Source organism: Tepidanaerobacter sp. GT38 (genome assembly GCF_021991635.1).
In the GTDB taxonomy this organism is placed as follows: Bacteria; Bacillota; Thermosediminibacteria; order Thermosediminibacterales; family Tepidanaerobacteraceae; genus DTU063.
On record NZ_JAFFJA010000049.1, the window covers coordinates 1 to 9,171 of the forward strand.

General features: G+C 39.1%; 9 protein-coding genes. 7 read left to right on the plus strand and 2 right to left on the minus strand.

Annotated features, from left to right (window positions below; translation table 11 throughout):
* Positions 1 to 245: 245 nt before the first annotated feature.
* Entirely contained in the window at positions 246 to 2,540 is a 2,295-nt protein-coding gene (locus JT739_RS07585; RefSeq protein WP_237660502.1) for a hydratase, read from the minus strand.
* Between the two features lie 781 nt (positions 2,541 to 3,321).
* On the opposite strand from JT739_RS07585, the gene citC reads away from it, so the two are divergent.
* The 7 genes from citC to dapB all read left to right on the plus strand — a co-directional run bounded on the left by citC (position 3,322) and on the right by dapB (position 8,652).
* Entirely contained in the window at positions 3,322 to 4,350 is a 1,029-nt protein-coding gene (gene citC / locus JT739_RS07590) for a [citrate (pro-3S)-lyase] ligase (protein ID WP_237660503.1), read from the plus strand.
* A 14-nt stretch (positions 4,351 to 4,364) separates the two neighbouring features.
* Positions 4,365 to 4,655 (plus strand): citrate lyase acyl carrier protein, encoded by a 291-nt coding sequence (gene citD / locus JT739_RS07595; RefSeq protein ID WP_237660504.1) that lies wholly within the window; start codon positions 4,365 to 4,367, stop codon positions 4,653 to 4,655.
* Between the two features lie 3 nt (positions 4,656 to 4,658).
* Positions 4,659 to 5,546 (plus strand): citrate (pro-3S)-lyase subunit beta, encoded by an 888-nt coding sequence (citE, locus tag JT739_RS07600; protein ID WP_237660505.1) that lies wholly within the window; start codon positions 4,659 to 4,661, stop codon positions 5,544 to 5,546.
* Positions 5,542 to 7,095, plus strand: coding sequence for a citrate lyase subunit alpha (gene citF, locus JT739_RS07605; protein ID WP_370642606.1), 1,554 nt, complete (start codon positions 5,542 to 5,544; stop codon positions 7,093 to 7,095). Before citE ends, citF begins: the two co-directional genes overlap by 5 nt.
* A gap of 6 nt (positions 7,096 to 7,101) precedes the next feature.
* Positions 7,102 to 7,398, plus strand: coding sequence for a GntR family transcriptional regulator (locus JT739_RS07610; protein WP_237660507.1), 297 nt, complete (start codon positions 7,102 to 7,104; stop codon positions 7,396 to 7,398).
* A gap of 31 nt (positions 7,399 to 7,429) precedes the next feature.
* A complete protein-coding gene (locus JT739_RS07615) occupies positions 7,430 to 7,765 on the plus strand; it encodes an FCD domain-containing protein (RefSeq protein ID WP_237660508.1) in 336 nt (111 codons plus the stop codon).
* Between the two features lie 131 nt (positions 7,766 to 7,896).
* Positions 7,897 to 8,652, plus strand: a complete 756-nt coding sequence (dapB, locus tag JT739_RS07620) for a 4-hydroxy-tetrahydrodipicolinate reductase (RefSeq protein ID WP_237660509.1) — start codon at positions 7,897 to 7,899, stop codon at positions 8,650 to 8,652.
* Positions 8,653 to 8,657: 5 nt separating this feature from the next.
* On the opposite strand, the gene JT739_RS07625 is transcribed toward dapB, so the two are convergent.
* Positions 8,658 to 9,017 carry a zinc ribbon domain-containing protein gene (locus JT739_RS07625; RefSeq protein WP_237660510.1) on the minus strand — a complete coding sequence of 120 codons (360 nt, stop codon included), beginning with the start codon at positions 9,015 to 9,017 and terminating at the stop codon, positions 8,658 to 8,660.
* Positions 9,018 to 9,171: the final 154 nt, after the last annotated feature.

Genomic DNA, 9,171 nt, shown 5'->3' on the forward strand with positions numbered 1-9,171 from the left:
AATTTTACAATTAACCAATGATTTTATTAATAGAAACTTCTGCTGAAGAACCCACTGAAGATTTCCAATTAGGTAAGTAAAAATACTCCTCCTGAGTAGATAGCAAAATTTACTATAGGGAGGAGCATTTTTATGTCCATAAAGAAAAACTGGCAGCTTTTAAATAACACAAAAATGACACCAACCATTGTAATGATTGGTGCCATTAATTAAAGCTTTTTTCTTGACTTATTTAATTATAAATATTAAAGGTTGTTTTTGTTGTAATTAATCAATGAACCGCTGACTAAAATCTCTACATCTTTATCCGTCAATGATCCAATAGACAGCGTAATTTCTCGTATTTTCTCGCCTAATACATATGCCTTAATTTGCTCATTCTTATTTAAAATTGAGGATTTAATGTTAGGTATGAATATGAAATCATCTTGTCCAATCAGAGATTTATCTTCTATCAGGAATGGTATGATTCCCCAGTTTATGAGGTTTGACCTGTACCTTTTCGTGGCATACTCCTTTGCTATGTTTGCCCAAGCACCCAAAATGCGCTGGCAGGATGCAGCGTACTCCCTTGCGGAGCCGTCACCGGGTTTATTTGCGTATATAGTGCTGCCTATCCCTATTTCCTGAACATTTATGCCCTCAAATCCTTCTATTTTCCTTATTGAATCATATATTGCTTTCAATTCTTCAATTTCTTCAGGATTGGTTCCCTTTTCCCTAAGTAATTCATAATTTAGAACTTCTTTAGCTTTTCTTACATATGAGGGATCTTTTCTGCTAAAAGTAAACTCTGCCAGTTTCTGGGGGTTAGATCTGTAGGAGGATGTTTCTCCCGATGGTATGATTTCATCTGTAGTGGTGACCGGGTCATTTATGTAAGTTATAACCTTGAGCAGTACATGCTCTGTCAGAGACGGCATGCTGGGCCAATCCTTGATATTTGGTCCGTAGACCAATTCAACGGTAGTATCTTCCTTGCCCCAACCGTTGTACACCCTCTTTTCATATATGCTTCTATCAAAAAAGTACTTCTTGTTAGAGATGCTGATATCTATTTCATCGGCAGCTGTCAGAATGCCCTTATTTGCTGCTGTAGCAGCAATGGATCTTGCGTCCATGAGGGCTACCATTGATACCTGACCTTCAGTTGGTTTTGAGCCTTCTCTATTGGGGAAGTTTCTTGTGGAGTGCCTAATGGAAAATTCATTATTGGCGGGAGTATCTCCGGCACCGAAGCATGGACCGCAGAAAGCAGGTTTTATTAAAGCTCCTGCAGCCATTAAATCAGCAACCGCCCCGTTTCTAACCAGCTCCAGGTAAGTTGGCTGGCTTCCTGGGTAAATGCTTAGGGAGAAGTTCCCGTTTCCTATGGATTTTCCTCTTAAGATATCGGCAGCGGCCATAATGTTGTCAAAGGTTCCACCCGCGCAACCTACGATTATGCCCTGATCAAAATGAATTTGGCCGTCTCTAATTTTGCTCATCAAATCAATATGAACATCGTTGGAACTAAATACCTCACGGCTGTTTTTTTCTATGTCGGCAAATATGTCCTTTGCACTTTCCTTTAATTCTTCTATTGTATAGACATTGCTGGGATGGAAGGGAAGGGCTATAGAAGGCTTAATTTTAGAGAGGTCAACTTCTACCAGGCCATCATAAAGTGCCATATCTTCGGGTTTTATTTTTTTATAATCGCCTAAACGGCCGTGCGTTTCATAGTAATCCCTCACCAGGTCATCGGTTTCCCATATAGAGCTCCAGCAACCGGCTTCCGTAGTCATTACATCAATTCCATTTCTGAATTCAACCGGAAGGCTTGATACACCTTCACCTATGAATTCCATAACTTTATTTTTTACAAAGTTATTGTTATACACAGCTTTGATAATGGTCAGAGCTACATCGTGGGGTCCGACGCCAGGGTTTGGCCTGCCTTTTAGATAAATTGCTATTACCTGGGGGTATTTCATATCATAGGTTTGTCCTAAAAGTTGCTTAACTAATTCACCGCCGCCTTCACCTACACCCATGGTGCCTAAAGCGCCGTATCTCGTATGGCTGTCAGAACCCAGAATCATTCCGCCACATTTTGCCATCATTTCTCTGTTATAAGAGTGAATTACGGCAAGATTTGGCGGTACATAAATGCCACCATATTTTTGGGCAGCAGAAAGGGCGAACTTATGGTCATCTTCATTAATGGTTCCGCCAACGGCACACAGGCTGTTGTGGCAATTTGTCAGAACATAAGGTATTGGAAATTTATCCATGCCGCTTGCCCTTGCCGTCTGTATGATACCCACGTAAGTGATATCGTGAGATGTAATTGAGTCAAATTTCAGCTTGAGAAAGTCTGTACTTTCCGACTTATTGTGTGAGGATAAAATTTTATAGGTAATCGTTCCCTGCCTAGCTTTGGACGAACTGAAATCTTTGCCTAATCTCGAGCTTACAGTTGCTTGGAAATCATTTTTGTCCGTTATTAATTCTCTGCCATTTAGAATTAATACATTGCTATTAACAAGCTTGACCAATACACAGTCCTCCCATCATTTTTTGTAAATTTTGTATTTATATAATATTGTATGGTTTAAGCGGAAATTAGTCTAATATTATTTTTTTATAAATAACATAGGCTTTGTCAATATCGAAAATAAACATGAGATTTTTATAAACCACACAAAAGTCTTATCAAAAAACATATTGAAAAAGGTGGGTATCCTTAGGAAATATGGTCACTCGGCTATAACTCATAAAGGAGCCCACTTAATGTCATTATATAACAAAGTCAAGCTGTCTGAAAGCCCTCTAACTCCATCTCAGAATATTATTCATATACTTCAAACTATCTCCACGGGAAGTTTGTTTTTTAGCCATAAACTCTGGATGTCATATTCCTAAAAACTATACGTTATTAGGCTATAGTTATTCTTTATATTTAATATATATAACTCCTATTAGATTAACAGAAAATTTTGATATACAATCTTATGTGAGTAGATTATATATAGTTTTGCGTGTATAAATTCTTATTATATACAGGACGTACCAATGAACAGAGTGATAACAATTAACTTGGAGTAAAAATAACTGGCTTAGGAGTTTTTGCCGAACTTTAACTTTGGTTGTCCTTTTTCGAGATAAATATAACTTCTTACGGAATTAGATAAGGAAAAAATAATAGCCGATGCTTTAAGCTATGATGCAGGTTAGCTTCACGCCAGGTAAAGAACATAAAATAGCCTATACTTTTGGTGTTCCAAGCACATTGCTAACGATTATTTGTATTTGTTGTAAGAGAAGGAAGAGAAACGCATGGGGAATATAACTCTGAGAACCGTAAATCTAAAAAGAGAAAAAGAAAGGAAGAAAATAGATGAATTTTTACACAAATTTGAGTTGATTCTAGAGAAGGACGTAGAATACACCTTGGCTCTCTATGATGATGAGCGAATAATTGGGACCGGTTCAGTATCAGGCAATGTATTGAAATGCATAGCCATTGACCCCGACTATCAGGGGGAAGGCATGGCAAATAAACTGGTTTCAGATTTAATGAATTATCAATATGATAGGGGTCGCACTCATTTGTTCATATTTACTAAACCGATGAACAAAAGAATATTTGAAGATATGGGTTTTACCGAAATAACGCGATTAGATGGCGTAATTTCACTACTTGAAAATGATCCAAAAGGCCTCACGAACTTCTTAAAGAAATTGAAGAAAAAAAGACAAGATGGCAGGATAATTTCAAGTATTGTTATGAATTGTAACCCATTTACTCTGGGGCATCAATATTTGATTGAGTATGTCTCTAATAATAGTGATGTGGTTCATGTCTTTGTTGTATGGGAGGACAGGTCTGTCTTTCCAAATGATGTTAGATACAGGTTGGTTAAAGCCGGAATAAAGCATTTGCCCAATGTAATTATTCATAAGGGCAAAGATTATATAATATCTAATTCTACATTCCCTTCCTATTTTATTAAGGAAAAAAACTCAATTGTAAAAATACATGCACAACTGGACTTGAAAATTTTTGGAGAGTTCATTGCTCCTGCCTTAGGAATAAATAGAAGGTATGTGGGGCATGAACCTATTGACCCTCTCACGAGGGAATACAATGCAGTGATGAAAAACCTGCTCCCGCAATACGGCATTGAGGTATTTGAAATAAATAGGCTAGAGTACCGTGGCTTGGCGATCAGTGCTTCAAGGATCAGACAGGCTATAAAAGATGATAATTTAGATTCAATTAAAGAGATGGTTCCTAAATCTACCTATGAGTTTTTAATATCTGAAGAAGCAAAGCCAATTATTGATAAAATAAAAAGTCTCTGAGGGAGGTATGACACTTGGAAATAAAAAAAATTGGCAGGGCAGGCACTGTCGAATCTAATGATATTAGTATTGTTATTGAACCTTCGGACAAAAAAGATATTGAAGTTGAACTGCAGAGCGCAGTGCTGAAGCAATTTGGTCGGCACATTAAAGCACTTATTATAGATACTTTACAGAGCAAAGGAGTAAAAAGTGCTTATGTGAAAGCCGTAGATAAAGGTGCCATAGATTGTGTCATCAAGGCAAGGACACTGACGGCTCTTTATAGAGCCGCCGAGTCTGAAGAGTATGTGTGGGAGGAATGAAAGATGGCTAGGCTGAGAAGGACTATGATGTATGTTCCAGGCAACAATCCTGCAAATATAATGGGTGCGCACTTGTATGGTGCCGATTCCATAATGTTTGACTTGGAAGATTCTGTATCTATAAGAGAAAAGGACTCAGCCAGGTTTCTGGTATATTACGCACTAAAGAATCTTGATTTTGGTAACACTGAGACTGTAGTTAGAATAAACGGGCTTGATACACCTTTTGGCAGAAAAGATTTGGAAGCTATAGTTAGGGCCAAGCCCGATGTAATTAGAATACCTAAGACTGAAAGAGCTAAGGATGTCCTTGAGGTTGAGTCGATAATAGCGGAAATAGAAGAGAAGGCAGGCATGGAAGTTGGAACAATAAAGCTTATGGCAGCCATTGAAAGTCCTTTGGGTGTCATAAATGCATTTGAAATAGCAAAATCAAGCAAGAGGTTGATAGGTATCGCTCTAGGGGCGGAAGATTTTGTAACGAGCATGAAGACTACAAGGTCTAAAGATGGGCTTGAGCTGCTGATGGCAAGGAGCCAGGTACTGATGGCAGCCAGAGCTGCCAATATATATGCCTTAGATACAGTGTTTTCGGATATAAACGACGATGAAGGTTTTATTAAAGAAGTTGAACTCATAAAACAATTGGGATTTGACGGCAAATCAGTCATACATCCCCGTCAGATTCCGCTGGTACATAAGGTATATGCTCCAACGGAGAAGGAAATAAATCATGCCCTTCGTGTATTGGACGCAATCAAAGAGGCTGAAGAGAAATCGTCAGGTGTTATAGCACTGGATGGTAAAATGATTGACGCTCCCATTGTTGAGAGAGCATACAGAACTTTAGAGTTAGCCAAAGCATCAGGCTTATATGAGGGGGACAATTAGGATGATTAAAAATGGAGTTGGCCGAGAAATACCTGAATATCTTGAACATATTGGAAAACTTGTGCCTTATGAAAATGCTTTTAGCATCATGCCTGAAGGAAATAAAGTAGGCTCTAAGCTTAAGAGACAGTTGCCGCACAAAAGTAAACTTATAAGTTCGATAAAAGAAGCTATAAAAGCTTGCGGCCTTAAAGATGGAATGACAATATCGTTTCATCATCACTTGAGAAATGGCGACTACATAATTAATATGGTCATGGATGCAATAGCATCTTTAGGTATAAAAGATTTAAAACTGGCGCCCAGTTCATTGAACCCTTGCCACGCACCTTTAATAGAGCATATAAAGAATGGCGTAATAACGAGCATTGAAACAAGCGGTATTCGTGAGCCCCTTGGAACAGCAATTTCACAAGGTATATTGCCAAATCCTGTAGTAATAAGGTCCCACGGTGGCAGAGCAAGAGCCATTGAAAGCGGTGAATTAAAAATAGACGTTGCATTTTTGGGAGTCCCCTGTTGTGACGAATACGGCAATGCAAACGGGTTTTATGGAAAATCCGCATTTGGGTCGCTAGGATACGCTCTGGTAGATGCAAAATATGCTGACAAAGTTGTTTTAATTACCGATAACTTGGTGGACTACCCCTGTTTACCTGCAAGTATCAATCAAAGTCAGGTAGATTACGTCGTCAAAGTTGGTTCTATCGGTGACCCGAAAGGCATAGTTTCCGGGGCTATAAGGTTTACTAAAAATCCTAGAGATATTTTGATTGCTGAAAATGCTGTAAAAGCTATCGAAGCTTCAGGTTATTTTAAGAATGGGTTTTCCTATCAGACCGGAGCGGCAGGTGCATCTTTGGCAGTTACACAATTCTTGAGAGAAAAGATGATTAATCAAAACATTAAAGGCAGTTTTGCTTTAGGTGGCATTACTTCACAGATAGTTCAATTGCTTGAAGAAGGCCTGTTTAAAGGTATTTTTGATACACAGTGTTTCGACTTAGATGCAGTAAGGTCCATAGGGCAAAACCCGAAACACTTTGAGATAGATGCTGCAACTTATGCAAGCCCATTCAATGCAGGTTGTATTGCCAATTATTTGGATATAGTCATGTTAGGTGCTATGGAGATAGATACGGACTTCAATGTCAACGTAATTTCCGGTTCAGATGGTATAATAAGCCAGGCGGCAGGAGGTCATCAAGATACAGCAGCAGGAGCAAAAATGTCAGTGGTATTAGCACCCCTCATCAGAGCCAGGATACCGATTATTGTGGATAAGGTTACCACCGTTGTCACTCCGGGTGAGACAGTTGATGTAATTGTCACTGACTATGGCATTGCAGTGAACCCGAGAAGACAGGATCTAATAGATCGTTTCAAAGAGGCCAAATTAAAGCTTTACGATATTGAAGAATTGAAAGAAATTGCGGAAAAGATTACTGGAACACCTGAAAGAATTAAATTTAAAGATAAGATAATAGGGGTAGTTCAATATAGAGACGGTTCGGTTATTGACGTATTAAGGGAAGTGGATGATGCGTAGTAAAGCATGAAAAAGGTTCGTGAAAACATGAAAGATATGAAAAGAGTTCCAGTAAGTATATACGCCTACAACAAAATAAAAGCTGCGATACTGAACAACGAACTGATGTCTGGCGAAAAACTAGTGGAAGAATCATTAGCAGAGTCACTTAAAATAAGCAGGATTCCGATCAGGGGGGCTCTTCGTCAACTGGAGCAGGAAGGTTTTGTAACATATTATCCGCAGAGGGGGTCAATTGTAAGTCATGTTTCTGCTAGTTTAGCTCAGGAACTTTATGAAGTGAGAGAGGTACTTAGCGGTTAGACTTATTTGCGAAAGAGCGGAAGATAAAGATTTGGAAATACTAAATAATATCGTTGATGAAATGAGTATGGCAGTCGCAAATAAGGATTACAGCACCCACGTGTCTCTTCAAAAGAAGTGGACAGAGAGTATTATTTTTGCTAAAAACAATATATTAAAGGACAAGCTGACTTCTTTAAATGAACACCTTGCAAGGTTGAGGAAGATATCCCTTGCCAATCCCGAACAAAACCTGGAAGCATACGATGAGATAGTTTTGACGTTATCTGCAATTTTGGAAAGAAATCCGGCAAAAGCAGAAAATTTGGCAAGGCAGCATGTGGCAAACGCTAAAAGAAGATATTATAACTATATAAATGTGGAATAAAAACAAACGCTCCAAAACGGAGCTTTTCTTTTTTATTGCAAATCCTGCTACTTGATGAGCGCTCATCAAAATGGTAATATACATATTAAATTCATCAAAGCAAACATTATTGCAAGATTGGAGGTTTTTACATGATAAAAATAGTAGTAAGCGGAGCCAGGGGCAAGATGGGTAAGGCCGTAACAGAGTTGATACGTAAGGAGCAGGATATGGAGGTAATAGCGGGGTATGACACTTGCAGTGAAGCGGGAGACATTGTCGTATACAATGACCTGCATAAAATTCCCCACATTCCCGACGTAATTGTAGATTTTTCACACCCTTCAGCCATAAGGCAACTTGCCGAATATGCTGCCATGAAAGGGGTAGCCTTGGCTGTAGGCACCACAGGCCTTGGAGAAGAACATAAGGAGATGCTTTTAAAGACTTCACAAAAGGTGCCGGTGTTTGTGTCACACAATATGTGCTTGGGAGTCTTTTTGCTCATGAACCTGGCAAGGCAGGCCGCTAAGGTGCTTGGGGATTTTGATATAGAGATTGTAGAAAAACATCACAATCAAAAAATAGATGCTCCCAGCGGCACTGCTTTAATGATTGCAGACGGCATCAAAGAGATTAGGCAGGAAGCCGATTATATATACTGCAGGGCAGACGTTAGGAAAAAGCGGGAGAAAAGAGAAATCGGCATCCACTCCATCAGGGGTGGCAACATAGTAGGTGAACACACGGTTTTATTAATAGGTGAAAATGAGTCGATAGAATTGACCCATAAAATAACTTCAAGGCAGGTTTTGGCTGCCGGAGCGGTAAATGTAATAAGATATATAGCACAGCAAAAACCTGGTTATTACACCATGAAAGATTTGGTAAATGCAAATCTCAATTAGCGCAACTAGCGCTTTTGGCCGCAATATGGGCAATATGCAAAGTTGGGGTGCACGAATGCACCGCAGTTAGGACAAATATTGCTGGGCATCTGCATTTTGCGCAGCCGATCAAAGTCCACATTTGTGCTGCGCTTAAGTTCGTCCACGTAATCGGGATCTACAATGTATATACTTCCACAGCATCTTAGCTGCAGATAATACTGCCTGTTCCATTTAAACAGCGGGATAAAGAAAAAGTGAAAATATGTATATGATTCCCGAAGCTCCGCTCTGGATAGTCTCCCGCAATCGGGGCAGATGATGTTGTCAAATTCCTTTACGGAGCGCTCGCTTTGCTGGATCCCAAAAATACCGAAGAAAAACACAAAATCTCCTCCTCAAGTCGAACTAACTATTTTAAATTATATAATAATTAATGGCTCAAATAAAGTACAAATAAAAAAGCTTAGCTTTCAACCGATGAACCCTTAAATTACACAAAAGGCCTCTTTAAGGCCTTTCAGCCTGTTGACAAAGTCA

Coding starts and splice junctions, on each gene's coding strand:
- dapB (WP_237660509.1), top strand. CDS start 7,897: ATGATAAAAATAGTAGTAAGCGGAGCCAGGGGCAAGATGGGTAAGGCC.
- citE (WP_237660505.1), top strand. CDS start 4,659: ATGGCTAGGCTGAGAAGGACTATGATGTATGTTCCAGGCAACAATCCT.
- citC (WP_237660503.1), top strand. CDS start 3,322: ATGGGGAATATAACTCTGAGAACCGTAAATCTAAAAAGAGAAAAAGAA.
- JT739_RS07610 (WP_237660507.1), top strand. CDS start 7,102: ATGAAAAAGGTTCGTGAAAACATGAAAGATATGAAAAGAGTTCCAGTA.